24 protein-coding genes, 1 tRNA gene and 1 pseudogene are annotated in these 24,307 nt (G+C 64.9%); 8 read left to right on the top strand and 18 right to left on the bottom strand.

Annotated elements, in window-relative coordinates; translation table 11 throughout:
* Positions 1-7: 7 nt before the first annotated feature.
* Both NZ849_RS03520 and trxA read right to left on the bottom strand, forming a co-directional pair.
* Complete coding sequence (locus NZ849_RS03520) at positions 8-1,234, bottom strand: cytochrome P450 (RefSeq protein ID WP_295404194.1); 1,227 nt, start codon at positions 1,232-1,234, stop codon at positions 8-10.
* Positions 1,235-1,285: 51 nt separating this feature from the next.
* Positions 1,286-1,618, bottom strand: coding sequence for a thioredoxin (trxA, locus tag NZ849_RS03515; RefSeq protein WP_295387208.1), 333 nt, complete (start codon positions 1,616-1,618; stop codon positions 1,286-1,288).
* 89 nt (positions 1,619-1,707) lie between these two features.
* Between trxA and NZ849_RS03510 the strand changes: the two genes are divergently transcribed.
* Entirely contained in the window at positions 1,708-2,037 is a 330-nt protein-coding gene (locus tag NZ849_RS03510; protein WP_295387205.1) for a DUF309 domain-containing protein, read from the top strand.
* Here NZ849_RS03510 and NZ849_RS03505 read toward each other — a convergent pair.
* Both NZ849_RS03505 and NZ849_RS03500 read right to left on the bottom strand, forming a co-directional pair.
* Complete coding sequence (locus tag NZ849_RS03505) at positions 2,034-2,471, bottom strand: ubiquinol-cytochrome c reductase iron-sulfur subunit (RefSeq protein ID WP_295387202.1); 438 nt, start codon at positions 2,469-2,471, stop codon at positions 2,034-2,036. The two genes, NZ849_RS03510 and NZ849_RS03505, sit on opposite strands and share 4 nt — an antisense overlap.
* A gap of 137 nt (positions 2,472-2,608) precedes the next feature.
* Positions 2,609-4,114, bottom strand: coding sequence for an alkaline phosphatase (locus NZ849_RS03500; protein ID WP_295404191.1), 1,506 nt, complete (start codon positions 4,112-4,114; stop codon positions 2,609-2,611).
* A gap of 184 nt (positions 4,115-4,298) precedes the next feature.
* On the opposite strand from NZ849_RS03500, the gene NZ849_RS03495 reads away from it, so the two are divergent.
* The gene (locus NZ849_RS03495) at positions 4,299-6,251 is read left to right on the top strand and encodes a PhoX family phosphatase (protein ID WP_295404188.1); all 1,953 of its coding nucleotides are present in this window, start codon (positions 4,299-4,301) and stop codon (positions 6,249-6,251) included.
* A gap of 43 nt (positions 6,252-6,294) precedes the next feature.
* On the opposite strand, the gene NZ849_RS03490 is transcribed toward NZ849_RS03495, so the two are convergent.
* On the bottom strand, positions 6,295-7,266 hold the full coding sequence (locus NZ849_RS03490; RefSeq protein ID WP_295387194.1) for a hypothetical protein: 972 nt from the start codon (positions 7,264-7,266) through the stop codon (positions 6,295-6,297).
* An 88-nt stretch (positions 7,267-7,354) separates the two neighbouring features.
* Here NZ849_RS03490 and NZ849_RS03485 point away from each other — a divergent pair, with 88 nt between their 5' ends.
* Positions 7,355-9,931 carry an outer membrane protein assembly factor gene (locus NZ849_RS03485; RefSeq protein WP_295387192.1) on the top strand — a complete coding sequence of 859 codons (2,577 nt, stop codon included), beginning with the start codon at positions 7,355-7,357 and terminating at the stop codon, positions 9,929-9,931.
* Here NZ849_RS03485 and NZ849_RS03480 read toward each other — a convergent pair.
* The 3 genes from NZ849_RS03480 to NZ849_RS03470 all read right to left on the bottom strand — a co-directional run bounded on the left by NZ849_RS03480 (position 9,928) and on the right by NZ849_RS03470 (position 13,002).
* Positions 9,928-10,530 (bottom strand): cyclase family protein, encoded by a 603-nt coding sequence (locus tag NZ849_RS03480; RefSeq protein ID WP_295387189.1) that lies wholly within the window; start codon positions 10,528-10,530, stop codon positions 9,928-9,930. The two genes, NZ849_RS03485 and NZ849_RS03480, sit on opposite strands and share 4 nt — an antisense overlap.
* Positions 10,527-11,183 carry a futalosine hydrolase gene (gene mqnB, locus NZ849_RS03475; RefSeq protein ID WP_295387186.1) on the bottom strand — a complete coding sequence of 219 codons (657 nt, stop codon included), beginning with the start codon at positions 11,181-11,183 and terminating at the stop codon, positions 10,527-10,529. The genes NZ849_RS03480 and mqnB overlap by 4 nt, the downstream gene beginning before the upstream one ends.
* A gap of 151 nt (positions 11,184-11,334) precedes the next feature.
* On the bottom strand, positions 11,335-13,002 hold the full coding sequence (locus tag NZ849_RS03470; protein WP_295404185.1) for a glycerol-3-phosphate acyltransferase: 1,668 nt from the start codon (positions 13,000-13,002) through the stop codon (positions 11,335-11,337).
* 90 nt (positions 13,003-13,092) lie between these two features.
* On the opposite strand from NZ849_RS03470, the gene NZ849_RS03465 reads away from it, so the two are divergent.
* Positions 13,093-13,170, top strand: a tRNA-Arg gene (locus NZ849_RS03465).
* A gap of 208 nt (positions 13,171-13,378) precedes the next feature.
* On the opposite strand, the gene NZ849_RS03460 is transcribed toward NZ849_RS03465, so the two are convergent.
* Positions 13,379-14,083, bottom strand: coding sequence for a TerC family protein (locus NZ849_RS03460; RefSeq protein WP_295387181.1), 705 nt, complete (start codon positions 14,081-14,083; stop codon positions 13,379-13,381).
* A gap of 13 nt (positions 14,084-14,096) precedes the next feature.
* Positions 14,097-15,059, bottom strand: a complete 963-nt coding sequence (locus NZ849_RS03455) for an alpha/beta hydrolase-fold protein (protein WP_295404181.1) — start codon at positions 15,057-15,059, stop codon at positions 14,097-14,099.
* Positions 15,060-15,093: 34 nt separating this feature from the next.
* Here NZ849_RS03455 and NZ849_RS03450 point away from each other — a divergent pair, with 34 nt between their 5' ends.
* Positions 15,094-16,269 (top strand): amidase family protein, encoded by a 1,176-nt coding sequence (locus NZ849_RS03450; protein ID WP_295404178.1) that lies wholly within the window; start codon positions 15,094-15,096, stop codon positions 16,267-16,269.
* Here the strand turns inward: NZ849_RS03450 and NZ849_RS03445 are convergent.
* Complete coding sequence (locus tag NZ849_RS03445; protein ID WP_295404176.1) at positions 16,266-18,926, bottom strand: phosphoenolpyruvate carboxylase; 2,661 nt, start codon at positions 18,924-18,926, stop codon at positions 16,266-16,268. The two genes, NZ849_RS03450 and NZ849_RS03445, sit on opposite strands and share 4 nt — an antisense overlap.
* Positions 18,927-18,996: 70 nt before the next feature.
* Here NZ849_RS03445 and NZ849_RS03440 point away from each other — a divergent pair, with 70 nt between their 5' ends.
* The 3 genes from NZ849_RS03440 (at position 18,997) to greA (ending at position 20,930) form a co-directional block, all read left to right on the top strand.
* A complete protein-coding gene (locus NZ849_RS03440; RefSeq protein ID WP_295387170.1) occupies positions 18,997-19,494 on the top strand; it encodes an NUDIX hydrolase in 498 nt (165 codons plus the stop codon).
* A 7-nt stretch (positions 19,495-19,501) separates the two neighbouring features.
* Positions 19,502-20,389, top strand: a complete 888-nt coding sequence (ribF, locus tag NZ849_RS03435; protein ID WP_295387168.1) for a riboflavin biosynthesis protein RibF — start codon at positions 19,502-19,504, stop codon at positions 20,387-20,389.
* A 61-nt stretch (positions 20,390-20,450) separates the two neighbouring features.
* Entirely contained in the window at positions 20,451-20,930 is a 480-nt protein-coding gene (greA, locus tag NZ849_RS03430) for a transcription elongation factor GreA (protein ID WP_295387166.1), read from the top strand.
* A gap of 2 nt (positions 20,931-20,932) precedes the next feature.
* On the opposite strand, the gene NZ849_RS03425 is transcribed toward greA, so the two are convergent.
* The 7 genes and pseudogenes from NZ849_RS03425 to tuf form a co-directional block, all read right to left on the bottom strand.
* On the bottom strand, positions 20,933-21,835 hold the full coding sequence (locus NZ849_RS03425; RefSeq protein WP_295387165.1) for a cation diffusion facilitator family transporter: 903 nt from the start codon (positions 21,833-21,835) through the stop codon (positions 20,933-20,935).
* Positions 21,836-21,913: 78 nt separating this feature from the next.
* The gene (gene rplA, locus NZ849_RS03420) at positions 21,914-22,615 is read right to left on the bottom strand and encodes a 50S ribosomal protein L1 (RefSeq protein WP_295387163.1); all 702 of its coding nucleotides are present in this window, start codon (positions 22,613-22,615) and stop codon (positions 21,914-21,916) included.
* A complete protein-coding gene (gene rplK / locus NZ849_RS03415) occupies positions 22,608-23,042 on the bottom strand; it encodes a 50S ribosomal protein L11 (RefSeq protein ID WP_295387162.1) in 435 nt (144 codons plus the stop codon). The genes rplA and rplK overlap by 8 nt, the downstream gene beginning before the upstream one ends.
* 84 nt (positions 23,043-23,126) lie before the next feature.
* Complete coding sequence (gene nusG / locus NZ849_RS03410; RefSeq protein ID WP_295387161.1) at positions 23,127-23,684, bottom strand: transcription termination/antitermination protein NusG; 558 nt, start codon at positions 23,682-23,684, stop codon at positions 23,127-23,129.
* A 12-nt stretch (positions 23,685-23,696) separates the two neighbouring features.
* Positions 23,697-23,912 (bottom strand): preprotein translocase subunit SecE, encoded by a 216-nt coding sequence (secE, locus tag NZ849_RS03405; RefSeq protein WP_295387157.1) that lies wholly within the window; start codon positions 23,910-23,912, stop codon positions 23,697-23,699.
* 10 nt (positions 23,913-23,922) lie between these two features.
* Positions 23,923-24,087, bottom strand: coding sequence for a 50S ribosomal protein L33 (rpmG, locus tag NZ849_RS03400; RefSeq protein ID WP_363319596.1), 165 nt, complete (start codon positions 24,085-24,087; stop codon positions 23,923-23,925).
* 75 nt (positions 24,088-24,162) lie between these two features.
* Positions 24,163-24,307: pseudogene (tuf, locus tag NZ849_RS03395) on the bottom strand (elongation factor Tu); the annotation flags it as partial.

Raw genomic sequence — 24,307 nt, 5'->3', positions numbered from 1 at the left:
CTAACCCCTACCAGGCCACCGGCATGGCCCTGTGCCCCCGGATCACAAAGCCTCCCGTGTACTCCACCCGGTCGGTGACCAAGTGGATGTTGGGCAGCCTTTTGAAGAGGACACGGAAAGAGGTCTGCAGCTCGAGCCTAGCCAGCGGCGCGCCTATGCAGTAGTGGATGCCCAAGCCAAAGGTCAGGTGTGGGTTCTCTGGACGGGTTAGCCAAAGCTTGTCGGGAGAGGCAAACTTGCGCGGGTCGCGGTTGCCCGAAGCGTACATCAGGGCCACCTCCTGACCCCGCTTGAGGGGAATCCCCTTGTACTCGAAGTCCTCCAGCACCCACCGCTCAAACATCGGCAAAGGGGTATCGTAGCGCAGCAGCTCTTCCACCGCTAACTTGAAGAACTGGGGCTGGTCCTTGGCTGCAGCCTCCTTAACCTGCTCGAGGGCCGCTGGGTCGCGGGAGAGGGCCAAAAACCCTGCGGTCGTGCCGTTGACGGTGGCCTCGTGACCTGCGTTCAAGAGCAGAATACAGTTGGCCACCAGCTCGTCTGAGGTGAGCCGGTCCCCCTGCTCCTCCACCTGCACCAGGGCCGAGATGAGGTCATCTTTGGGCCTCCTGCGCCGCTCCTCAGCCAGGGCCTGGATGTAAGCGGAGAACTCCACCACCGCCTGGTTGGCTTCCTGGGCCTGCTCCTCGGTGTAGCCCAGCTCGTAGAGCTTCACGATCTTGGCCGACCAGGGGCGCAAGAGGTACCGGTCCTCCTCGGGAACCCCCAAAAGCTCTGCAATAACCGTAACCGGAAGGGGCTCAGCATAGTCCTTGAGCAGGTCCATCCGCCCCTGGTCTTCAACCCGGTCGATGAGGCCGTGCACCAGCCGCTCAATCCTCCCCCGCAGCCCCTCCCCCCGGGCGGGGGTAAAGGCCTTTAGCATCAAGCCCTTGAGCCGGGTGTGCTTGGGCGGCTCATTGTCCAGCATGTGGTTTTCCTGGAAGTGGTCGAAGTCCTTGGTTAGGGGGTTAGGCGGGGGCCAGCCCAGCTCATCGCGGGAGAGAACATGGGTGATGGAACGCCCCAACCGCCTATCCCGCAACAAGGCGGCAATATCCTCGTAGCGCAGAAAGAAAATCTTATTCCAGACCGGGTCGAAGAAGACCGGCAGGCGCTCCCTAAGCTCGGCCAGCCGCGGGTAGGGGTCGTAGACGAAGGCCGGGTCGTTGATGTTGAGGTGATAGGTCTCCACGGCAAAAGCATACCCCTCACCGAAAGCGGCGAGGGGAAAACGGCCTCAAGGTTAGGCGCTCGCCGGGAGGTGCTTGTTGAGGCGGGCCACAAAGTTGCTCTTGGGCGCTGCGCCCACCATAACCTCCACCGGCTGGCCTTCCTTGAAAAGGATTATCGTGGGAATGCTCATCACACGGTACTTCATGGCCACCTGGGGGTTTTGGTCCACGTCCAGCTTGGCCACGGTAACCTTGCCCTCGTACTCCTCGGCCAGCTCCTCCATCACCGGGGCCACCACGCGGCAGGGCCCGCACCACTCGGCCCAGAAGTCCACCAGCACGAGTCGGTTTTCCTTGAGGACGGTATCAAAATTGGCGTCGGTCACTTCGATGGGTTTGGCCATGTCTGCTACCTCGCCGGGCCCAAAGGCCCGTTAGGTTTATACTCTAGCACCCAGAGCAACGTTCAGGGAAACCCGATACACTTTTCATAGTGGAACTTCTCGAGACCCCCGAGTACCAAGAGGCCATCGCCCTTTGGCAAGAGGGCCGCTTTTGGGAGGTGCACGAGGCGCTGGAACCCCTCTGGCGCAGGCTCAGCGGGCCGGAACGCGAGCTAACCCACGGGGTTATCCTCCTGGCCGCCGCCCTGCACAAGGCCCGCACCAACCCCCAGGGGGGCTGGCGCAACTATCAAAAGGCCCTGGTCCGCCTAAGGGGTCTGCCTAGCACCTTTGCAGGGCTCCACGTTGGCCGTCTGGTGGAGGGGGTCCGGCAGGCCTTGCAGACAGGTCTGGCCCGCCTGCCGGAGTTTCCCCGCTAGGGGGCATCCAACCACCCCACTGCCCAGACCAGCCCATCGCGCAGCTCGAGCCGGATGGCCCGCAGATCTGTGGATGCGGGTCCTTGCAGCAAGGTGCCGTCAGACCGGAAGCGGCTCCCGTGGCAACCGCACTCTATGATGCCCCGTTGGTCCGGAAGGGGGACGGTGCAGCCCGCATGGGTGCAGGTGCGGCTGTAGGCCACCAGGTAGACATCCCCCAGGCGCTGCACCCTGGGGCTGGGCGTCTCCGGCGGAGCTACCCGCAGCAGAAAGGCTCGCTCTCCGGCAAAGGTAAACTCGGCCTCGGCCCCCACCTGGGCCAGCCGCCCAAGCTCCACCACCCGCACTGGGCGCGGCTGGGCCCGGCTGGGTACGCCCATCGCCAGCCCGATGGCCCCAGCTATCAAAGCCTTGTGCGCATCCCTCCGGTTCAACCTAACCTCCTAGTAAACGGGCAAGCCCCGCCCCAAGCGTTCCACGGGAGGTTCCGCCCGCTGGCGTAGCACTCGGTCCCCTTCCGCCACGCCCAAGGGCACCTCCCGTGGCGCCTAGGTAAGAATTGAGAACCAGCTCAGGCCAGCACGTCCTCTGGGTGCAGGGTGGGTGCCCCGGCACGAGACTTGAGCACCTCGAGGGCCTCCTGTTCGCTCATCACCGGGTTCTGGAAGCGGATGCCCAGCGCCCGGGTCATCAGGGTGAAGTTGTAGGTGTTGTCGATTAGGCCGATCCGGGCCGCCCCTATCCCGCGCCCGTAGACCCCAAAGATGGTGGGGCTGGCGGTGTGCTGGCCGGAGTTCCAGCCGATGTTGGGTAGGTCGGGCTTGTTGGCGTTGGTCTGGCGCATCACCCAGGAGAGGGTGTTGGCCGGCTGGATGCCGTAACGCACCCCATCGGGCTGGAAAACCCGCCTGGTGATGGCGTCCACCACCACCTGGGCCTGCTCGGGCTTGAGGGTCACGCCCTTCACGGTGCGGAAGATCTCGACCACCTGGTCAGGGGTGGGGTTGTTGCCCAGACGGGCCAGCATGAACTCGAAGGTGCCCTTCTGAGCCTCAAGCTGAAGCACCCCAGCGCTGCTCTCCCGGTAGGAAGGCCCTGCGCCGTAGAGCGCTGGGGCCCCACAGGCGTGGTCAGAACCGATGATGAGGAGGGTGTCGGGGTTCTGGTCCACAAAGTTCATCACCACCTCCAGGGCCTCGTCTGCTGCCAGGATGTCCCACAGGCTACCGGCAGGGTCGTTGAGGTGGTTGGCATGGTCAATGCGGGCCGCTTCCACCTGCAGCACGAAGCCCTTGGAGTAAGCCGCCAGCCGCGGCAGGGCGGCGCGGGTCATATCGGCCAGGCTGGGCACATTCACCCCCTGGAAGCGGCGGTCGGCCTCGTAGGGCACGTGGCTGCTGCTGAAGACGCCCAGGAGTTTGGAGGCGTTGGAGGCCCGCAGCTCACCCAAGGTCTTGACCACCCCGTAGCCCTTGGCGGCGAACTCCGCGTACATGTCCCTCTTGTCGCGGCGCACCGCCGGGTCGAAGAAGCGCTGGCCGCCTCCCAGGTACACCTCGGCCCCGAACTCCAGGTACTGCTGGGCGATCTCCTCCTCGGCGTTGCGGTCGGGGTTGGAGACCAGGAAGCTGGCTGGGGTAGCGTGGGTCACGGTGGCGGTGGTCACCACCCCCACCGCCTTGCCCTGCTGCTTGGCCAGCGCGAAGATGGGGGTCAGTTTGCGCCCATCAATGTGGATGGCCAGGCCCCCGTTGACGGTCTTGACCCCGGTGCTCCAGGCGTTGCCGGCCGCGCTCGACTCGGTAACGAAGCTGGTCAGACTGTTAGTGTTCTGCAAGCCGCTCACACCGCTGGCAAGAAAGCGCTCGAGGGCCAGCGGCTTGCCCAGCACCTGCCTCGAGTAGAACTGGGCAATGGCATAATCCTCCCAGCCCATCCCGTCGTAGGCGAAGAAAATAAGGTTGCGGGCGCGGGTCAGAATGCCCGGCTGGTTGGCCTGGGCGCTTTGGGCCCGGGCAGAGAGGCTGGCCGCTGCGCCAGCCAGTACCCCGGCTTTGAGAAGGTCTCTCCGTTTCATGCCTCTCACCTCCGAGGGGAGGCTACCTCCGTACCGTCAGGTGCGCGTCATTGTGGTTTTCCTCACCAAATATGGGGATATCCCATGACGCTTCCCTGAAACAGCAGGCCTAGCCTCATTACTGGGATTGGAAACCATTCCCAAAAGCGATGCACGGAATGGCTATCCCAGAGGAGGTTGTGCCATGATAGAGCTTGAAAAAGAGTACCGCCCGGAAAACCACGTAGGCGGTCGCTCTCCGGCCACCTGCCACTGGAAGTGCGGCGACGCCTGCGCCCAGCCGGTGCCGAACCAGAGCGAAAACGCGTACCTGCGCCAGGTGGTAGAGGAGGCCCTCACCCGCCGCAGCTTCCTGGCCGCAAGCCTGGGGGGGCTTTTCACCCTCGCGGGGATGGGCCGGGCCCAGGGGGGCAGCACCCTCCGCTTCAAGCCCATCGGCCTCTCCACCGAAGACCGGCTGATTGTGGCCGAGGGCTACACCACCAACATCGTAATCCGCTGGGGCGACCCCATTGGGCGGGGGGCCCGGCGCTTCAACGTCAACGACTGGGACGCCCGCTCCCAGGAGCAGGCCTTCGGCTACAACGTGGACTACATCTCCTGGCTGCCCCTGCCCGACTACGCCTCGGGCAACTCCCGCCGGGCCATCCTCTGGGCCAACCACGAGTACACCAACCCTGAGCTGATGTTCCCCGGCTACAGGCAAGGGAGCCCCACCAAGGAGCAGGTGGACATCGAGCTGGCCGCCCATGGGGGCACCCAGATTGAGGTGCGCCGGGCCAGCGACGGGAGCATCTACTACCTACCCTTCTCGCCCTACAACCGCCGCATCACCGCCACCACCCCCATGGAGATCACCGGCCCTGCCGCCGGCCACCCCTTGCTCCAGACCAAGGCCGACCCCACCGGCCGGCGGGTGCTGGGCATGCTCAACAACTGCGCGGGCGGCACCACCCCCTGGGGCACCATCCTCACCGCCGAGGAGAACTTCAACCAGTACTTCGCCGGTCTCAACGCCCTGCCCGACGGCCTGGTCAAGCGCAGCCACACCCGCTACGGCCTGCCAGGGGGCAACAGCAGCCGCCGCTGGGAGCTGTTCTACGAGCGCTTCGACCTCACCAAGGAGCCCAACGAGCCCTTCCGCCACGGCTGGATTGTGGAGATTGACCCCTACGACCCCAACTCGGTGCCCAAGAAGCGCACCGCCCTGGGCCGCTTCAAGCACGAAGGGGCCGAGACCACCGTGGCCCCGAGCGGCCAGGTGGTGATGTACATGGGCGACGACGAGCGCTTCGACTACCTCTACAAGTTCGTGACCAAAGGCCGCTTCAACCCCAGCAACCGCAAGGCCAACATGAACCTGCTGGACGAGGGCACCCTGTATGTGGCCCGGTTCAACCCCGACGGCACCGGGGTCTGGCTGCCGCTGGTGCACGGCAACGGGCCCCTCACCGCAGCCAACGGCTTCAACAGCCAGGCCGATGTGCTCATCCACACCCGCCTGGCCGCTGACCTGCTGGGGGCCACCAAGATGGACCGGCCCGAGGATGTGGAGCGCAACCCGGTCACGGGGGCGGTGTACGCGGTGATGACCAACAACAACCGGCGTACCCCAGCCCAGGTGGATGCGGCCAACCCCCGGCCCGACAACCGCCACGGGCACATCATCGAGATTCTCGAGGCCGGCAACGACCCCACCGCCACCACCTTCCGCTGGGCCCTGTTCCTGGTGGCCGGGGAGCCCAGCGACCCCAGCACCTACTTTGCGGGCTTCCCCAAGGACAAGGTCTCGGCCTTCTCCTGCCCCGACAACATCGCCTTTGACCTGGCCGGCAACATGTGGATTGCCACCGACGGGCAGGACAGCTCCCTCCGCAAGAACGACGCGGTCTACGCCGTGCCCACCCAGGGTCCCGAGCGCGGCTACGTGCGGCAGTTTATGTCCGGGCCAGTGGGGGCGGAGATCTGCGGCCCCATCTTCACCCCGGACAACAAGAACTTCTTCGCCGGCATCCAGCACCCCGGTGAGGGCGGCACCCTCGAGAAGCCCATAAGCACCTGGCCCGACGGCACCAACGTACCCCGGCCTTCGCTGGTGGCCGTGCGCAAGCTGGACGGCGGGTTGATTGGCAGCTAGCCGCAGCTCCCGCGCACCCCTCCTCTGGACGGGGAGGGGTGTTTTAGGGTTTGAGCACCTCCAGCAGCCCCAAGCAGCGCTTCTGGCCCACCTCGAGCAGCGCCAGGGCCTCCCCCCAGGGCGCCAGGGCCCCCGGGCCAAGCGGCTCAAAGCGCAGCAGGGCCCACAGGTGCCCCGGCAGGTGCAGAAGCCGCACCCCCTCCGGCTCCGGCTGCAGGCGGAGCCGGGCGAGCAGGGGGTCGTGAAGTTCCTGACCGAGGTCGATGGCCCCCGTGAGCAGCAGGTGTTTGCGGCGCGCCTCGGGCGGGGCGCCCAGGTAGCGCAGGCGCGCGAGGGGCACGGGGGGGTTCTCGTAGGCCAGGAAGAGCAGCTCTCCCCGGAGGTCCCCGCCCTCCAGCCGGAAGGGCACCTCGAAGGGCAGGTGGCTTTCGGGCCGCAGGGGATGAGCTCCGTGGGAGAGCCTCAGCCCTACGGGTAGCTCGAGAAGACGCAGCCCGCCTTGGGAAAGGAGGAGCCAGAACCCCCTGAGCTGGGGCAGGTTGAGCCTCTGCCCCAGGTCGAAAGGCTCCAGCCCGCCGAGCTCGAGGCTGATGAGCCGCCCCTCCCAGAGGCAGAGGGCCTTGCCCCAGCACAGGGGCTGCGCGGCGCGGGGCATGACGGGCAGCAGGCTGACCAGCGGCCCGCTGGGGCCACAAAGCCAGGCAGGCGCTCCGTAGGGCAGCAGGGCCCCGGCCTCGAGGGGCTCCGGGGCCCAGCAGGAAAGACCCCTGGGCAGGCTCTGGAGCTGGGCTCCGCTGAGGGTGCCCCGCAGAAGGACCCCCCGCAGCGAAGCCTCTCCCCAGCACTCCCCCAGATCGACGAGCTCGCCCTCCTCCAGCCTGAGCGGGCGGGGCATCCCCTGTAGGGAAGGGGAGGGAGGGCTACAGGGGGCTGCCCGGCTGGGGGAGAGCCAGCGGCCCAGCCGGTGCCAAAAGCCCTCCTTCTCGCGGCCTGCCCCACTGGCCAGACGTTTCATGAATACCCCTGCCTTAGCATAAGGTTTGGGTTTGGGGGTTGCCCTGCCTCTCACTCGCCCTTCACCCGACTCGCATATGGTTGGCAGCATGAGGCGATTCCTGGCCTTTGTGATTCCGCTGGGCCTGGCCTGCGCCGCCCCCCTCGAGGAGGTCGAGGTGCGGGGTGCCGACGCGGTGCTCGCCGCCCTGGTGCGCATCGCCTTGCCCTTTGGGGTGGGCGACGAACCTGGGGACCTCGAGCAGGCCCGGGCCGCGGTGCTGGAGACCGGCTACTTCCGCAATGCACGGTTGCGGCTGGAGGGCAGCAAACTGGTGGTGGAGGTGGTTCCCAACCCCAGCCTCACCAAGGTGAGCGCCACCTCCCGGGCCTTCCCCGAAGCTGAGGTGCTGCGCTACCTGGAGAGCGAGCACGCCATCGGGGTTGGTTCTATCTTCAACCCTAAAAAGGCCGCCGAGGCAGCCCAGGCCCTAGCCCGCATCTACCGCAACGAGGGCTTCCCCTTTGAACCGAAGGTCACGCCTGAGGCCAAAGACCTGGCCGAAGGGGTGGAACTCACCTTCCGAGTGGAGGAAAACCCCGAACTCAAAGCCGTGGAGGTCGGAACCGTCACCTACGTCCCCAAAGAGCGCCTGGAACCCCTTTTCCGGAGCGTGATAGAGGAAGGGCGCTTCTCCTTCGAGCGCTACCGAGAGGCGGTGGGAAGAACGGCCGAGATTTATGCTGCAGCGGGGTTTCGCGGCAGCGGGGTGGACCTGGGCCGCACCGCTCTTTCAGAGGGGGTCTTGAGGGTGGTCTTCAGCGAGCTCAAGATCGCTGAGATCAACCCCCAAGGGCTGGATATCAGCCCGCTGGGGCTCAAAGCGGGTGACCCCTTCAACCTCGACCGGATTCTAGATGGGGTCAACGCCCTTTCCCGCAGCCTGGGCCGGGTCATTGAGGTTCGCCCAGAGCGCGTGGGTCAGGATGGGGTGCGGCTCACCTTTCAGGTAGGCGAGCAGCGCTACGGGCCCATCCGAGAGGTGCGGCTCGAGGGCAACAGCGCCCTTCCCACTGAGCGGCTGCTGGCCCGCATGCGGCTGAAGGCTGGGGATGAGTATAACCCCGCCCTGGCCAGCGAGGATTTTGTCCGGCTACTGCGGGAGTACCGCGAGGCGGGGTACGAACTGGTAGCTCAGCCCGACTTCAGCTTCCGGGACGGGGTCTACACCCAGCGGCTGCGCGAACTGCGCATTGCGGGCTACCGCATTGACCCACCGCTCACCCGCACCGACCCCAGCGTTTTCCTCCGGGAGATGCCTCCAGTGGGCAGCCTTTTCTCTGTGAGCGCAGTGCGCCAGGGCATTACCAACATCCTTCGCACTGGCCTTTTGCGCGAACCTCCCACCGTGCGGCCCCAGCAGGGGGAAAGGCCCGAAGATGTAATCCTGGTGCTGAGCTTCCGCGAAGCTCAGACTGGAAGCTTTGTACCGGGCATTGCCTGGAGCAGCCTAACTGGTTGGGAAGGCAGCATCAGCATCAGCGACACCAACCTCTGGGGCCTAGCCCACCAGTACAGCGTTACCCTGGGCATCAACCCCAACGATGCAGGCCAGCTCCTTACCTTTAGTGCCTCATACCGCATCCCTTGGATTTACATCGACTTCGGCGACTTCAAAGAGGTGCGCACCTCCTTCAGCGTGAGCTTCTACAGCCAACCCCAGGCCAACATCAACTTCCCCCTGCAACAGCTTTACAATGGCTCTCCCCCTGACCTCAACGGCGACGGGATCATCGACAGCAACGACACCACCTCTCCCTGGCAGTACACCGAGCGTAAAACCGGCCTGAACTTCTCCATCTCCCGCCCCCTGAGCAAGGAAATCCCCAACCTCCGGCTGTCGGCAGGGCTGGGATGGGAGTGGAGCATCCCCATCCTGGAGGTCAACGACCCCAACCGCCCACGTTGCTTGGTGAGGGTCACCGACGGGAGCAACAACGCCAACCCCAGTGTGGCCGAGGACACCGCCTGCAGCAACGCCCTCTTACAGGATGCCATCAACCGCTTTGAGCAGAGCCTGCGGGAATACCAGGCCATCACACTGACCCTGGGAGCTACGTACAGCACCCTCAACGATGCCAACTTTCCCACTCGGGGCTTCTCCATCAACCTCAGCACCGGTTATGGCATCACCTTCCCCAAGGGCAGCGAGGCCACCCAGTTTGTGCCGGTGGTCATCACTGCTCGGCAGTACTTCCCCCTCGATGCGGCGGCCCGCCAGGCCTTGGGCCTGAGGCTCTCCTTCGGCACCATTCTTGGAACCGCCCAGGACAGCCAGAAATTCAGCCTGGGCGGAAACAGCACCGACATCTCCACCCTGCGCGGCTACGACCCCCGCTTTCTCGACAAGGGCACCACGGTGTTGAATGGCAGCCTCGAGTACGGCTACGACTTTGGCCTCTCCCCTACCGGAGGCACCAATCTCTACGGCTTCGTCTTTGCCGACTTCGGCCGCCTGTGGCCAGCCTCGGGCGACCTGGACGCCTTCTTCCTGGGGGCTGGGGTGGGCTTGCAGCTCAACCTGGACCTGCTGGGGGCCATCCTGCCGCCCATCCGGCTGGACTACGGCTTCAGCCAGCGCAACCCCACCGGCCGCTTTGCGTTGCGGCTGGGAATAGGCTTCTAGCGAAGGATAGCGCGCACCGGCGCGGCGTCGGTCCCCTCGAGCCGCAGGGGCAGAGCAACCAGCTCATACCTGCCCGCCGGTACCCCCTCTAGGGCCAACCCCTCCAGAATGAAAACCCCGCCCCGGGCAAAGGCCCGGTGGGCGGGAAGGTCTTTGGAGTCAAGGGGGTCCACGCTGGGGCCATCGGTGCCGAAAAGCCGCACCCCTCGCTCAGCCAGGTACAGCGCGGCCTCCGGCAGCACGTGCGTGAAGCGGCGGGGAAAGGTATCCCAGCGGTTGGGCTGCCCTGTGTAGAAGAGGGTGCGCTCAGCCAGCTCCACACCCCTTAGGAACTCCACCGAAAGGGCTTTTTGCCCTTGAGCGTCCACCACCCGGCAGGGACCCACCAGCACCGCAAGGGGCACGCTTTCCAGCCTGCCCCCTTCCTCCACGTAATGCCAGGGAGCGTCCAGATGGGTGCCCAGATGGGTGGTGGTGGTGATTTTACCCACGTTCACGCTGTCGCCCTGAGCAATCCGGGCGGTGAGTTCGTAGCTGTAGGGGGTATCGCCGGGCCAGACCGGAACGCCCGGGTAGATGGGGCGGGTGATGTCCATCATGACCCGATGATACGCAGAATGTGGTGCTCGAGGCTCTCTACCGCCTGCCGGATGCGCCACCGGGCTTTTTCGCGCACCCCAGCGAGGTTGGAAACCGCCCGCAGCTCACCCCCCCGGAGGCCCAGCCACAAGCAGGTCTGGGCAAAAGCCGCGCCCTCCATGTTCTCGAGGTCCGCCTTCCACCTGCGCTGAAGCCGCCGAGCCTCGCTGGGGCTTTCCGAGACCAAATCGCGGGTCAGGAAGGTCCTGACGGGCAGGCCGAGCGTCCTGCTCAGTTCCGCAGTGAACGCCCTGTCCAGGGGGAAGCGGTTGTGGTACAGGCCCGACCCCAGGGCCAGGGTGGGGAAGCCCAGGCCCTCCATCCCCCTGTCCCGGATGCCCAGGTCGGCCTGGACCTCCTCCCCAGCAAGCGCCGCCTCGCCGAGCTGCAGCCCAGCACCGGGGTAGGCCCCGGCAATGCCAAAAAGCAGCACCCTCTCCAGCTTTCGGCCCCTTGCAAAAGCAGCCAGGGTAGCGGCGGTGTTGACCTTGCCAACGCCCGACTCGAGCCAGACCCACCCCTCCCCGCGCAACCCGGCGCGGCCGTGGAAGGTAAACCTGCGGCCTCTCAGGAAAGCGGCTTCAAACCGGGTGGGGCTCAGCAGAAGCATCATGCCAACCTACACTCCCTGTGTTCTACCAACTGCGTAGCAGCACGGCCACACCAGCGCAACCGCACCAATCCCGCTGCCAGACCGAGCGGTGGAGGGCGGGCACCTGCTCCAGAGCGCAGACCTGCTGGCCCAGCTTGCTGGGCCGCAAGGGCTAGTCCACCACCCGAAACCCCAAGGCCTCGGCCCGATCCACGAAGAACTGGATGTTCTCGCTCTTGGTCTCACCCCCCAGGCTCTTGCGCTCGTAGGCCCCTTCAGCGGCCAGAATCATGGTCTCAGCCAGACAGGCCGGTACGGCCCCTTCGCCAAAGTGCAGATCAAGGTTGCCGGTCATGTTGCCCGGAGGCCGCACCACCCCGCCCGGGATCACCCGCACCCCCGGCAGCCCCTTGACCGACTCGTCCACATCGGGTGGTACGCCCTCATCGTAAATCCAGGCCCCGGGCTTCACGTGCTCGGGGAAGATGACCGGCCGGGGGTCGGAGGTGGCGCTGAAAACCAGGTCGGCCTCGCGGATGGCGGCTATATCCAAGGTGGTCACGATCTTGGGCACAGGCTGCCCTTTGCGCTCCAGATTCTGCCTGAGGCTTGCGGCGCTCTTCTCCAGGCGCTCGAGGTTCCGCCCCACCAGGATTAGCTTGCCCACCAAGGGCGCTATCTGGCGGGCGATGCCAAAGGCCACCACCCCATTGGCCCCCACCACAGCAGCGGTGGCCTCCCCCAACCTTCGTCCAGTCTGCTCGAAGTGGGCCAGAATGCCGGGGATGGCCGCCTTGACGGTGCCAGCGGTGTAGGCTCCACCGTTGGTCACCTCTATCTCGGGCACCGCCTCCTGCACCAACCGGCCCTTCTCGCCCACCACGCTCCAGAAAGCCCCCAGCCCCACCACCGTACAGCCCAGCTCCCGTGCCAACCGGGCCCCTTGAATGGCCCGCAGGGTGGCGAGATCGGGCTTACCGGTAATCTGGTGGGGCAAAAGCGGGGCGGAAATTAGATAGCAGCGAATCTCCCGACCGTCCGCGGTCCTCACCCCGCGCAGCTCCCCTACCTTCATTGGTCGGAAAAACTCCGCAAGGCGCTCTACCCAAGCACGCGAAAGGATGCCCCGCTCAATCAAAGGCCTGGCCCAGCGAAAACGGGGGCTTTGGAAGAGGTCTTCCAAGGTGAGGGGATGAATCATGAAGGCGCAGACCACCTGCTTCTCCGAAGGAAGGGGGGGAGGCTCACCCAAGCGGGGCTCGATGCCCTCTAGCATCCGAGCAATGTTCTCCTTGTGGCGCCACAGGGCCACAGCAAAAAGGCCCCAAGCAGCGAGCCTGGCCCATGGCTCCATGGGCAAAAACGTGGTGAGAAATGCAAGGCCTAGAGGCAGAGCCAAGACCGCCAGTGAAACATAGCGGGTCAGCAGGGTGAGCGCCCCCAGCAACAGAAGCGCCAACGTATGGGGGTAGGGCAGACCGCTCAGGTGGAGCCCAAGAATCGTCCCCAACAACACCCCTGCTCCCCGCCCCCGCAGCGGCGCTCCTTGGGAAAAAGGTCGCAGGGGATAGAGGTGGCCTAGATAGACCAAAAGGGCAAAGACCACTCCCCAGGAGAACCCCAGCCTCCCCCCCAACCAAACTGCCAACAAACCTTTGAGCGCATCCAGGACAAAAGCCAACAGCGCAGGACCAATCCCCAGGCGTTGGAGCGCGTTCTCCAGACCCAGGTTGTAGCTCGAGGCCCAGCGGGGGTCCCATCCGCTCAAACGGCGCACCGCCCAGTACCCTAGAGGCAAGGCGCCCACCAGATAGGCTAGAATCGCCATGAAAAGCCCCATCCGCTCAAACTTACCAGATTTCTTCAGGCTTGCTGTAGAAGCAAAGCGGCATAGGTGCTAGAATCTGGGTTGCCCGCCTGGGGCAACCCTGCGCTCGTAGCTCAGTGTGGATAGAGCAAAGGTTTCCTAAACCTTAGGTCGCAGGTTCTAGTCCTGCCGGGCGCACCAGCCCAGGACGCAAAAACCCGAGGGTGCTCTACCCTCGGGTCCGTCGTCTTGTGGCGATTCTACGGCCTATCGGCCGGGCTTTGCCCAGCGGGGGCTCAGGCCTGGGCCGGGGGCCGAGCAGGTCCTCCACGTCCAGCACCCCTAGCTTTGAGCAGGTACCCGTAAACCCCCAGGGTGATTGGGATTACCCTCTCAGGTGAGTACGGGTTCAGGATTCGGAAGAGCGGCGGAAGGCCCACAGGGTGCCCAGCACCAAGATGGCCAGAGTGACGCTCAGGAAGAAGGCCTGCGGTAGGTGCAGCGCCAACTCTGGGCGGTGCAGCCAGACCTCGCTACCGTGAGCCCAGCCCTCCAGGGTTAGCTTGATTCCAGCCCACCCCACCACCGCGTAGGCCACGACCTCGAGCCGCGGATATCGCTCGATGATAGCGACCATGACGCCAGCAGCCAGCCGAATCAGGAGAATCCCGATGGCAACACCGGTGAAGATCACCCAGAACTCCCGGCTAAAAGCGATGACCACCAGCACCGAGTCCACCGCAAAGGCCAGGTCCACCAGGTTGATCATGGCCACCACCCGCCAAAAACTGGCCGCCGCAGCCTGCTGCATTCGGAACTTCTCCTCCCCAACCTCCTCAGGCTTGCGGCGCAGCAGGTGGTTGAGGGCCAGGTAGACCAGGTAAGCCCCGCCCAGAAGCTGTATCCACCATATCTGGATGATCACGGTGGCAAATAGCAAGGCCAGCCCGCGTAGCACATAGGCTCCGATGATGCCGTAGAGCAACGCCCTTGAGCGTAGATGTTCGGGTAGAGGCCGCACCATCACAGCCAAAACCATGGCGTTGTCCACGGAGAGAACAGCCTCGAGGGCCACAATAATCAGAATGGCTAAAAAAGCTGCACCAAAATCCATAAACCCGAGCTTATCATCTGCTGCCAAACAGGTACAGCAGGGCCGGGGCCAGCCCCTGCCGCCAGGTCATCCAGTTGTGGCCGGAAGGGCGTTCTTGGTAGAGGTGAGGGTAGCCCTTGTCAGCCAACATAGCAGCAAAGCGACGATTGGGAGCCAGCAGCCACTCAATCTGGCCGGTCTCGCAGTAAAAGCGCAGCGGGAGGGTCTCGGCAACCTGGTACTGCTCGGTGAGCCACTCAGGGTCGGTGTAGGAATCGCCCCCCTTGGGCGAGGCAGTGAGGCAGGCCGACTGGGTAGCCACCTTCTGGAAAACCTGGGGATGGCGCAAGGCCAGCCAGCCTGAGATCAGCCCCCCCAGGCTGGCGCCCAGCAAACCCCGTTCCGGGGTAGGGCCGTACTGGGCCTCCACCGCGGGGATGAGTTCGTCCAGCAGGTGCCGTTCGTAGGCGGTGCTGAACCAGTATTCCTGCCGGCGGTCCTCCGGCTCTATGAACACGATGCGAACCGGGTCTATCTGACCCTGCTCCAGAAGCCCCTGGGCCACCTCAGCCAGCTTGGCGGTGCGATAGTAAGCCACCCCGTCGTGCACGTAGAGGGTGGCCTGGGCCGGTTCTTGAGGGTTATACACGTAGTAGCGGCGGGGGGTGCCAAAGACCCTGGACGCCAGCCGGTGGCGGTCTACCTCTACCGGGCGGGAGGGCTGGTGCGGCGTGGCGTACTGAAAGCCGGGCAGTTCGATAGCCCTGGGGTAGCTCCACCAGGGGTTTTGGGCCTTGCGGGGGTTGTCGGGGTCGGGGAAGGGCTCTCGGTCCTCGTCTAGAAAGGCGTACTCAATGTAGGCCCCAGGGGGAAACTCGAGGGTAAGAGGTCCTTCAATGGGGATGGGCCTCCTATCCCAGTCGGTGAAGTCACCGACCAGAAACCTGGCGCGGGCCGGGGGGTAAAAGGTTACGGAGCGGTGGTGCACCTCAACCATACCGGCCCCTATCTTACGGGCGTAAGATAGCGGGGTGAACCTAAGGGACGACTGCGGAGCGGTGGTGGCCTGGGTGGAGGGACCCGAGCAGGGGTGCGGTCCGCTGACTGGGCTTACCTTCGCCGCCAAGGACATCTTCGACGTGGCCGGGCTACCCACCGGGGCGGGCAACCCCGAATTTGCCGAACGCTGGGGCCTTCCAACCCGGGACGCTTGGGCGGTGGCGGCACTCAAGCGGGCAGGGGCCAGGCTGGTGGCCAAGACCCACACCCACGAGCTGGCCTACGGCATAACCGGCATCAACCCCCACTTCGGCACCCCCAAAAACCCCAGGGTACCGGATGGAATTCCCGGGGGCTCCTCTTCGGGGTCGGCAGTGGCGGTGGCCGCGGGTCTGGTGCCAGTGGCCCTGGGTAGCGACACCGCGGGCTCGGTGCGGATTCCGGCCTCCTTCTGCGGTATCTACGGCTACCGGCCCACCCACGGGGCCATCCCCACCCAGGGGGTGGTGCCCCTGGCCCCCAGCTACGACACCGTGGGGCTCCTGGCAGCCGACCCAGGGGTGATGGAGCGCTTTGCCCGAGTCCTGCTCTCCGAGGCCCTGCCAGCGGTGGGTTTTGCACAGGCGGTGATCGTGAGCGACGCCCTGGAACTCTCCAGCCCTGAGGCCCAGCAAGCGGTAGAGCGGGCGGCGCAGAGGCTCGAGGCCCAGGGCATCGCCATCAAGGAGAGGCGGCTGGGCTTGCTGGAGGCGGCCCGCGAAACCCAGCGGGTCTTGCAGGGGGCAGAGGCCTGGGGTTTTCACCAGGAGTGGCTCGAGGCGCAGCAGCCGCGCCTGGGTGAGGATGTGCGCAGGCTCCTGGAGATGGCCTCCCGGCTCACCCCGGGGGAAGTTGGGCGGGCCTTGAGCCATCAGGCACAGCTACGGGCCGAGATGGGGGCTTGGCTTTTACCCGGCACGCTCGTGCTGTTGCCCGCGACCCCCACCAGCGCCCCACCCCTCAGTGAGCTGCAAGACGCCGAAGGGGCCCTGGCCTTCCGCTGGCGCACCCTGAGCCTCACCTGCTACGCCAGCCTGCTGGGCGCACCGGTGATCTCGGTGCCGGCCGGGCAACCGGAGGCGAAGCCCATCGGCGTCCAGCTGGTGGGGCCTTGGGGCAGCGACCTGGGACTGCTGGCGCTGGCCCGAAGGGCTTTTGGAGGCCCTTAGCCCGCGTTGCGCAAGCCAGCCGCAATCCCCAGGATGGAGAGCATTAGGGCCCGCTCGAGGCCGGGCCGCTCAGGCGACTCCGGGGGGGTTCGGCGGTAGCGGGCTAGAAGCTCCACCTGCACCAGCGAGATGGGGTCGACATAAGGGTTTCTGAGTTCGGTCTGGCGAGCCAGCACCGGGTGGTTGCGGAGCAGGGGACCCTGGAAGGTCTCCTCCAGCAAGGCTCTGCTCCTCTCGAAGGACCGGGCGATGGAGGGAAAGAAACGCTCGGCCAGCTTGGGTTCCACCAGGCGAAGGTACTCCCGGGCAATGCCCAGGTCGGCTTTGGCCAGGGCAATGGCCGCACTGTCCAGGGTGGTGGCGAAGAAGGGCCACCCCTCAAACATCTCCCGCCGCAGGCCTAGGGGAATCTCCTCCAGGCCCTCGGCCAGGCCATACCAACCCGGCAGCAAAAGCCGCACCTGCGTCCAGGACATCACCCAGGGGATGGCCCTCAGGTCTTTGATTTCCCGCACCCGCCCCGAGCGATAAACCGGGCGGCTGGCGATGTTGAGGGCCCCAATCTCGCGGATGGGGGTGAGTTGCTCGTAGAACTCAAAGAACCCCGGGCGCAAGAGCAGCTCCCGGTAGGCCTCGGTGGAGCGCTGGGCGGCCCGTTCCATGGCCTCTCGCCACGCCTCTGGGAGAGGCTCGGCCTGACCGTAGAGGTCGCGGGCCGAGGCCAAGGCCAGGTGGTAGAGCATCTGCTCGAGGTTGCGGTAGGCCAGCTCGGGGTGGGCGTAGCGGTCGGCCAGGGCTTCGCCCTGCTCGGTCAGGCGCATCCGGCTTCCTACCGTGCCGGGGGGCAGGCTGGCAATGGCCCGCCCGGCGGTGCCACCCCCCCGCGCGGTGGAGGTGCCCCGGCCGTGGAAGTAGTAGACCTGCACGTTTCGGCTTTTGGCCACCGCGCTGATGGCCTCCTGGGCCTGGTAGAGCGCCCAGTTGGCCGCCAGGAAGCCCGCATCCTTGTTGGAGTCGGAGTAGCCAATCATGACCTCGAGCCCCCCCCGACCCTGCACATGGGCCATAAACACCGGATTCTCAAGCAACCGGGCCACCACCCTGGGCGCGTTTTGCAGGTCGCTCAGGGTCTCAAAGAGCGGCACCACATCAAAGGGCAGGCCCCGCCCGGGCCGGTAAAGCCCCACCTCCCGGGCCAGCAGCATGACCTCGAGCAGGTCGCTGGGGTGGTGGGTCATGGAGACCACGTGGGCCCCTCGAGCCCGCCAGACCCGCAGGGCCTCCAGGGCAGTCTGAAGGGCTCGGCTCTGCGGGCGGTAGCCCACCGGGGCCAGGGGACGGGCAGTGGCCAGCTCCTGGGTGAGGAGCACCTCCCGCGCCTCGGGGTCCAGGGCCAGGTAGTTCTCCTGCAGGCCTCCCACCCTCAAAAGCTCGGCCACCGCCTCAGACAGGACCCGGGACTCTTCGCGCAGGTCCAGGGCCACCAGGTCCAGCCCGAAGGCCAGCGCGTTGAACCGGAGGGGTCGCACAAAGGTTCGCGCCACATTCCCCAGGCCAAGCTGCTCTAGGCTGCCCTCCATCTTGCGCAGGTCGTCGGCAAACTCCTGGGTGCTCTCGTAACCTGGACCCATCTCCCCGAGCAAGGAACGCAGCCGGCGGCGCAAACCCATACCGAATCGGCGGTATGGCTCCCCTTGAAAGCGCTCAGGCAGGCTGAGGCGACGGGCCTGCTCCTCCAAGGCCAGCCTCAGCTCGCGGCTGATGGCCACCCGGTCCTCGGTCAGGGAAAGGTCGCGAATCTGCCCATCCACCCCATCCACAAACTGGCGCAACGCCAATTCCCGGGCGTACTTCTGGGCCCAGGCGGTTACCTCGGGGGTCACATTGGGGTTTCCATCGCGGTCTCCCCCAATCCAGCTTCTGAAGACCAAAGGAGGGGTCAAATCGGGCCGCCTGCCGTAGTGAGCCTCCACCGCCCGCTCCAACCCCTCTACCAGCCTCGGCACAGCCTGCCAGAGCGCACCCGTGGCGTAGAACAGCCCACCTTTGACCTCGTCCTCCACGCTGGGCCGGGCCTTCCGCAACTCGGTGGTGCCCCAAAGCAGCGTAACCCGCGCCTCCAGCTCCTCCAGAACCGGCTCGCCCCGCTCAAGCCGCTCCAAAAGCCTCTGAACCTCTGCCAGGTGGTGCCGTTGGGTGCGGCGGCGGGTCTCGGTGGGGTGGGCCGTGAAGGTTAGGTGCAGCCGCAGGCGGGAGAGAACCGCTACCACCTCCTCGTAGCCAAGCCCTTGGGCCTTGAGCTGGCCCACCAGGGCTAGAAAGGACTCACCTCGAGGCGCCTCAGGGGTGCTCCTCTTCTCCCGCTCCCGGTTAACCCGCACCCGCTGGCGCTCTTCGGCCAGGTTGACCAGGTGAAAGTAGGCGGAAAAAGCCCGAACCACCGCCTCGGCCTCCGGGAGGGACAGACCCTGTATCAACCCCAAAAGTTCCCGACGACCGGCCTCGCTGGGGGCGTGCCGCAGGGCCTTGGTTAGCTCACGAATCCGCTCCTCCAAGGCAAACACCCGTTCACCCGAAAGCGTGCGGATGGCCTTCCCCAAGGCCCGCCCCAGCAGGTCCACCTCCCGCTTCAGCTCTGCGAAGAGCAAGTCCTCCATCCCGCCCCAGTCTAAGCCACCTGAACCGGGCCGATTTGACGTTTGTGGCCCCACCCATTAGCTTGAGCTCATGCCCTCGCGACACTACCTGTATCGGGGCCGCATCCTGAACCTGGCCATAGAGAACGGCTTCGAGGTTGTGGAGCATGACCACGCAGTGGCCATACTGGCTGAATGCGACGGCAAGCTCCTGTTCGTGCGGCAGCATCGCCCAGCGGTGGGCGGTAGCACCCTCGAGCTCCCTGCCGGCCTCATCCATCGGGGTGAAACCCCCCTGGAGGCGGCCCTGCGCGAGCTAGCTGAGGAAACCCAGCTCAGCGGGGAGTTGGAGTTTCTCAACAGCTTCTACGTATCCCCTGGCTTCTGCAACGAAAAGGTCTTTCTCTTCCGGGCTAAAGACCTCCGGCCAGCCCGGGGAACCCCAGACCCCGATGAGCAGATCTCGGTGGAATGGCACGACCCCAAGGAGGTCTACCGCGCAGCCCAGGCGGGAAGGGAGCAGATCTCCGCCCCGGCCATGGCCGGAATTCTCTACTACCTGCTGGAAACCGCCCAGCGCCCGGTCTAGCTCGGCCATGCTCCTCATCAACGACCCTCAGGACGCCCCGACTGGCCCCAAGGTGGTGGCCATTGGCAGCTTTGACGGGCTCCACCTGGGCCACCAACACCTCATCCACCAGGCCCGAAACGAGGCCCACCAGCGCCACATCCCCCTGCTCCTCTACACCTTCGACCCCCCCAGCAAGGTCTTCACGCGGGGCGAGGGGTTTCTGACCGACCTCAGCGAGAAGGTAGAGCTCCTGCGCGGGCTCGGGGTGGAAATAGCTCTGGTTGTGCCCTTTACCGAAGCCTTTGCCCAGCGCAGCAAAGAGGAATTCCTGCAAGAGCTAAGGCGCCTCGAGGCGGCGTGCTTCTATGTAGGGGCTGACTTCCGCTTCGGCCAGGGGCGCAAGGGGGGTTTGGAAGACCTCCAGAGCGTGGCCCCTGCCCGTACCCTGCCCCTTCTCGAACTCCTGGGTGGACCGGTTAAGTCAAGCCGGATTCGGGAGCTTCTGCGGGCGGGGGCGGTGGAGGAGGCCCAGCGCCTTCTGGGCCGTCCCTACTCGGCCAGGGGCATTGTCCAGGAGGGCGACAAGCTGGGGCGAAGGCTGGGTTTCCCCACCGCCAACGTTGGGGTGGCCCCACTCAAAATCCTGCCTCCGGGGGTTTTCGCAGTGCGCGTCCAAACCCCCCAGGGCCGCTACGGGGGCATGGCCAACGTGGGCCACCGGCCGACGGTTTTGGGCCAGCACCTGCGGCTGGAGGTGCACCTCTTCGGTTTTGCCGGCGACCTGTACGGGCAGGAGGTGAGCGTGGAATTTCTAGCCCGGCTGAGGGAGGAGCGGAAGTTTGAAAGCCTGGAAGCCCTAAAAGCCCAGCTCGCCCAAGACGCCGAGGCAGCCCGTCGGCAGCTGGGCATATGACCAAGGGCCCACTATACTGGAAGCCGGGCCTACCGGGATAGGCCCTTGGAGGTTTTGTTTGATGGCCAACAAGAAGCCAGTGTACCTTACCGCTGAAGGCAAGGCCCGCCTCGAGCAGGAGCTGGCCTACTTGAAAACCGAAAGGATGCGCCAGATTGCGGAAGAGATGGGCCGGGCCATCGCCGAGGGCGACCTTCGGGAAAACGCGGGATACGACGAAGCCCGTCGGGCAATGTGGGAGAACAACAGCCGAATTGCCGAGCTGGAGGACATCCTCAGCCGGGTGCAGGTGGTGGAGGCGGGCAACGGGGTACCCACCGAGGTGCAGATCGGGGTAACGGTGGAGCTCGAGACCCCCAGCGGCCAGCGCATGAGCCTAACCATGGTGGGCAGCCATGAGGCCGATGTGTTCAGCGGAAAAATCTCCAACGAATCCCCTTTGGGCCAGGCCCTAATGGGCAAAAAGGTGGGCGACGAGGTGCAGGTCAAAGGCCCCAAGGGCAGCCAGACCTACATAATCGTGGACCTGGCCTACGCTTAGGTTCAACCAATCCTGAAGGTGGCGTGCTTGGCCTTGTGGTCCGGCTCCACATGGATGGTGGTCTGCAGGCCCTCCAGCCGGGCCTGCAGGGCCCCCTCGAGCCGGTCGCAAATTTGGTGGGCCTGCTCCACCGTGGTCTCTCCCGGCACCACCAGGTGAAACTCCACAAAGGTACGGGGTCCAGCCCGACGGGTACGGAGGTCGTGCACCTCCAGCACCCTCCCCTCGGCAGCCAGGCCTTCTAAGGCATAGCGCAGGGCTTCCCGAACCTCGCTCAGCTCCACCTCGGGTAGCCCCTCGTCCATCAGCCCCCCCAGGGAGTCCCGCACCAGCCGCCAGCCCACCCATAAGATGTTCGTTGCCACAAAAATAGCCAGCAGGGGGTCAAGCAGCCACCACCCCGTCAGGCCAGCCAGCCCCATGCCCAAAATCACCCCCACCGAGGTCAGCACATCCGTCAAAACGTGCTTCCCGTCGGCCACCACCGCAGGGGAGCGGGTTCTTCTGCCTCTAGCGATTAGAAACCACCCCAGGAGGGCGTTGAGGCTCGAGGCCGCCAGGGAAACCAGCAAGCCCAGCCCCAGGTCTTCAACGGCCTCCGGCTCGAGCAGCCGAGGCCAGGCCTCCCGCACGATGGCCAGAGCCGCCAGGACAATCAACACCCCCTCCAACACCGCTGAGAGGTACTCAGCCTTGGTGTGGCCATAAGGGTGGTTGTGGTCGGCTGGGCGTCTGGAAACCCTGACCGCGAAAAGGGCCACAGCGGCCGCCACGATGTTCACCACCGACTCCAGCGCATCGGAGTACAACGCCACTGAACCGGTAAGCAGGTAGGCCAACCACTTGAGGCCAAACACCACACCTGCCACCAGCAGGCTCAGGCTTAGGGCTTGGGCAGGGGTCATGCCAGCGCTTAGCATACGCAATTTGGGCCAGCAAAAAGAGGCCCCCCAAGGGGGCCAGAGCCTAGGCCCAGACCACCTCTAGGCCTTGCTAACACTAGCAGGGTTTACCTTGATGCTGGGACCCATGGTGGTCGAAAGGTAGACCGAGCGCAGGTAGGTGCCTTTGGCCCCCTCTGGCTTAGCACTCTCCACCGCCTTGAGGAAGGCTCGCACGTTCTCGGCAATCTGCTCGGGGGTAAAGCTGGCCTTGCCCACCGGGGCATGCACCACACCGGTTTTGTCGTTGCGGAATTCAATCCGACCGGCCTTAATCTCCCGTACGATCTCACCGATATTAAAGCCCACGGTTCCCGCCTTAGGGTTGGGCAGCAGGCCCTTAGGCCCCAGGATGCGGCCCAACTTGGAGCCCACTGCGCCCATCACATCAGGGGTTGCCACCACCGCATCGAAGTCGGAGCGGCCATCCAGAATCTCCTGGATGATCTCCTCACCCGCCGCGATGTCCGCACCCGCCGCTTGGGCTTCGGCAATCTTCTCCCCTTTGGCAATAGCCAGCACCCGCACCGCACGGCCCGTGCCATGGGGCAAGGCCACGGTGGAGCGCACATTTTGGTCCGACTTCTTGGCGTCGATTCCAAGCCTCACGTGAATCTCCACCGTCTCGTCAAAACGGGCGCTTCTGATCTGCGGAATCAGGGCGGCTGCCTCCTCAATGCTGTAGACCTTTTGGAGGTCTACCCTTTCCACAATGGCCCGATAGCGTTTACCGCGCTTAGGCATTGGGCACCCCCGTGACTTCCACACCCATGGAACGGGCCGAGCCAGCAATCTGCCGAGCGGCTGCCTCCAGGTCGCCTGCGTTCATGTCGGGCATCTTTTGCTTGGCAATTTCCAGGCACTGCTCCCAGGTCAACTTGCCCACCTTTTCCCGACCAGCCTTACCCGAACCCTTCTCAATCCCCGCAGCCTTGCGAATCAGGTAGGAGGCCGGCGGGGTCTTGGTCACGAAGGTAAAGGAGCGGTCGGAGTAAATGGTAATCTCCACCGGCACGATGGCGTCGCCCATGTGGGCGCTGGCCGCATTGAACGCCTTGACAAACTCCATGATGTTGGCCCCATGCTGCCCCAAAGCAGGGCCCACCGGGGGAGCTGGGGTTGCTTTTCCTGCTGGGAGTTGTAGCTTGACTACGGCTGTAACCTTTTTCATTTCGCTTCCTCCTTTTTGCTGTCTGGGCTCCCACGAACTTCGTGGTGTTATCGCCCGCCCAAAACCGGTCTCTCACCTAAGAGCCTAAGCCCGAACCACCTGAGAAAAGTCAAGCTCCACAGGGGTTTCCCGGCCAAAGATGGAAACCAGCACCTTAACCTTCTGCCGCTCGAGGTTGACCTCCCCTACCACCCCGGTAAAGTCGGCGAACGGACCCGAGATTACCCGCACCACATCGCCCTCCTTGAAAGCCACCTGAGCCTTTGGGGTTTCCTTTTTGCCTGCCAGGCCGGAAACCTCCAAAAGGTGCTGCACCTCATCGGGGGTTAGGGGCACAGGGCGGGTGGCGGTGCCCACAAATCCAGTCACTCCCGGCGTGTTCCGCACCACCTCCCAGGCCTCGTTGACCTCACCCGGGGTATCACCCAGGTCCACCAACACGTAGATGTAGCCGGGGTAGAGTTTGCGGCGAATGACCTCCTTCTTGCCCCCCTCGCGGTGCTCCACCACCTCTTCGGTAGGAATCAGGACCTGGAAGATTTTGTCCTGCATTCCAAGGGCCTTCACCCGCTGCTCGAGGTTCTCCTTGACCTTTTCCTCGTAGCCCACATAGGTGTGAACGGCGTACCATTCAATGCTCATAGCGGATACCCGTCACGGTAGGCGCACCGTGATGAAGCGGAAGACGGTATCGATGAGCCCCAGCACCACCATTGCCACCGCCGCAAAGACCAGAATAACCTGAGTGGACTCGATGATCTCCTGGCGAGTTGACCAGGTTACCCGGGAAAGCTCAGCACGAGCCTCGCGAAAGTAGTTGATGATTCGGGCGCCAAGGGAGCGCTTAGGGGCGGTGTTCTCTTGGGCCATGGGTCCCCCCTCAGATTTTTACTTCCCGGTGGGGGAGGTGCTTGTTGCACCAGGGGCAGTACTTCTTGAGCTCGAGCTTGGCCGTGGTGTTGCGCTTGTTCTTTTCGCTGGCGTAGTTGCGGCGCTTGCACCCCGTACACTCCAGGAGCAGCTTGATCCGGATTTCGCTGGCCATAGGTTCCTCTTTCAGCCTTCGGCCCAGCCAGGCTCCCGTCGCCTGACCGGGCCAGCAAGGCTTTAGTCTATCACGTTATTCGATGATCTTGGACACCACCCCCGCACCCACGGTGCGACCACCCTCCCGGATGGCAAACCGCAAGCCCTCCTCCAGCGCAATCGGCTTGATCAGCTCCACCGTAAACGTCACGTTGTCCCCAGGCATCACCATCTCCACA

Source organism: Meiothermus sp. (genome assembly GCF_025060375.1).
Taxonomy (GTDB): Bacteria; Deinococcota; Deinococci; order Deinococcales; family Thermaceae; genus Meiothermus.
The sequence above is the reverse complement of the archived record's forward strand: the minus strand, read 5'-3'. Positions and strand labels throughout refer to the sequence as shown.

Excerpts from the sequence above, each read along its gene's own strand:
- trxA (WP_295387208.1), bottom strand. The coding sequence starts at position 1,618 with ATGGCCAAACCCATCGAAGTGACCGACGCCAATTTTGATACCGTCCTC.
- NZ849_RS03500 (WP_295404191.1), bottom strand. The coding sequence starts at position 4,114 with ATGAAACGGAGAGACCTTCTCAAAGCCGGGGTACTGGCTGGCGCAGCG.
- NZ849_RS03495 (WP_295404188.1), top strand. The coding sequence starts at position 4,299 with ATGATAGAGCTTGAAAAAGAGTACCGCCCGGAAAACCACGTAGGCGGT.
- NZ849_RS03490 (WP_295387194.1), bottom strand. The coding sequence starts at position 7,266 with ATGAAACGTCTGGCCAGTGGGGCAGGCCGCGAGAAGGAGGGCTTTTGG.
- NZ849_RS03485 (WP_295387192.1), top strand. The coding sequence starts at position 7,355 with ATGAGGCGATTCCTGGCCTTTGTGATTCCGCTGGGCCTGGCCTGCGCC.
- NZ849_RS03480 (WP_295387189.1), bottom strand. The coding sequence starts at position 10,530 with ATGATGGACATCACCCGCCCCATCTACCCGGGCGTTCCGGTCTGGCCC.
- mqnB (WP_295387186.1), bottom strand. The coding sequence starts at position 11,183 with ATGATGCTTCTGCTGAGCCCCACCCGGTTTGAAGCCGCTTTCCTGAGA.
- NZ849_RS03470 (WP_295404185.1), bottom strand. The coding sequence starts at position 13,002 with ATGGGGCTTTTCATGGCGATTCTAGCCTATCTGGTGGGCGCCTTGCCT.
- NZ849_RS03460 (WP_295387181.1), bottom strand. The coding sequence starts at position 14,083 with ATGGATTTTGGTGCAGCTTTTTTAGCCATTCTGATTATTGTGGCCCTC.
- NZ849_RS03455 (WP_295404181.1), bottom strand. The coding sequence starts at position 15,059 with ATGGTTGAGGTGCACCACCGCTCCGTAACCTTTTACCCCCCGGCCCGC.
- NZ849_RS03445 (WP_295404176.1), bottom strand. The coding sequence starts at position 18,926 with ATGGAGGACTTGCTCTTCGCAGAGCTGAAGCGGGAGGTGGACCTGCTG.
- NZ849_RS03440 (WP_295387170.1), top strand. The coding sequence starts at position 18,997 with ATGCCCTCGCGACACTACCTGTATCGGGGCCGCATCCTGAACCTGGCC.
- ribF (WP_295387168.1), top strand. The coding sequence starts at position 19,502 with ATGCTCCTCATCAACGACCCTCAGGACGCCCCGACTGGCCCCAAGGTG.
- greA (WP_295387166.1), top strand. The coding sequence starts at position 20,451 with ATGGCCAACAAGAAGCCAGTGTACCTTACCGCTGAAGGCAAGGCCCGC.
- NZ849_RS03425 (WP_295387165.1), bottom strand. The coding sequence starts at position 21,835 with ATGACCCCTGCCCAAGCCCTAAGCCTGAGCCTGCTGGTGGCAGGTGTG.
- rplA (WP_295387163.1), bottom strand. The coding sequence starts at position 22,615 with ATGCCTAAGCGCGGTAAACGCTATCGGGCCATTGTGGAAAGGGTAGAC.
- rplK (WP_295387162.1), bottom strand. The coding sequence starts at position 23,042 with ATGAAAAAGGTTACAGCCGTAGTCAAGCTACAACTCCCAGCAGGAAAA.
- nusG (WP_295387161.1), bottom strand. The coding sequence starts at position 23,684 with ATGAGCATTGAATGGTACGCCGTTCACACCTATGTGGGCTACGAGGAA.
- secE (WP_295387157.1), bottom strand. The coding sequence starts at position 23,912 with ATGGCCCAAGAGAACACCGCCCCTAAGCGCTCCCTTGGCGCCCGAATC.
- rpmG (WP_363319596.1), bottom strand. The coding sequence starts at position 24,087 with ATGGCCAGCGAAATCCGGATCAAGCTGCTCCTGGAGTGTACGGGGTGC.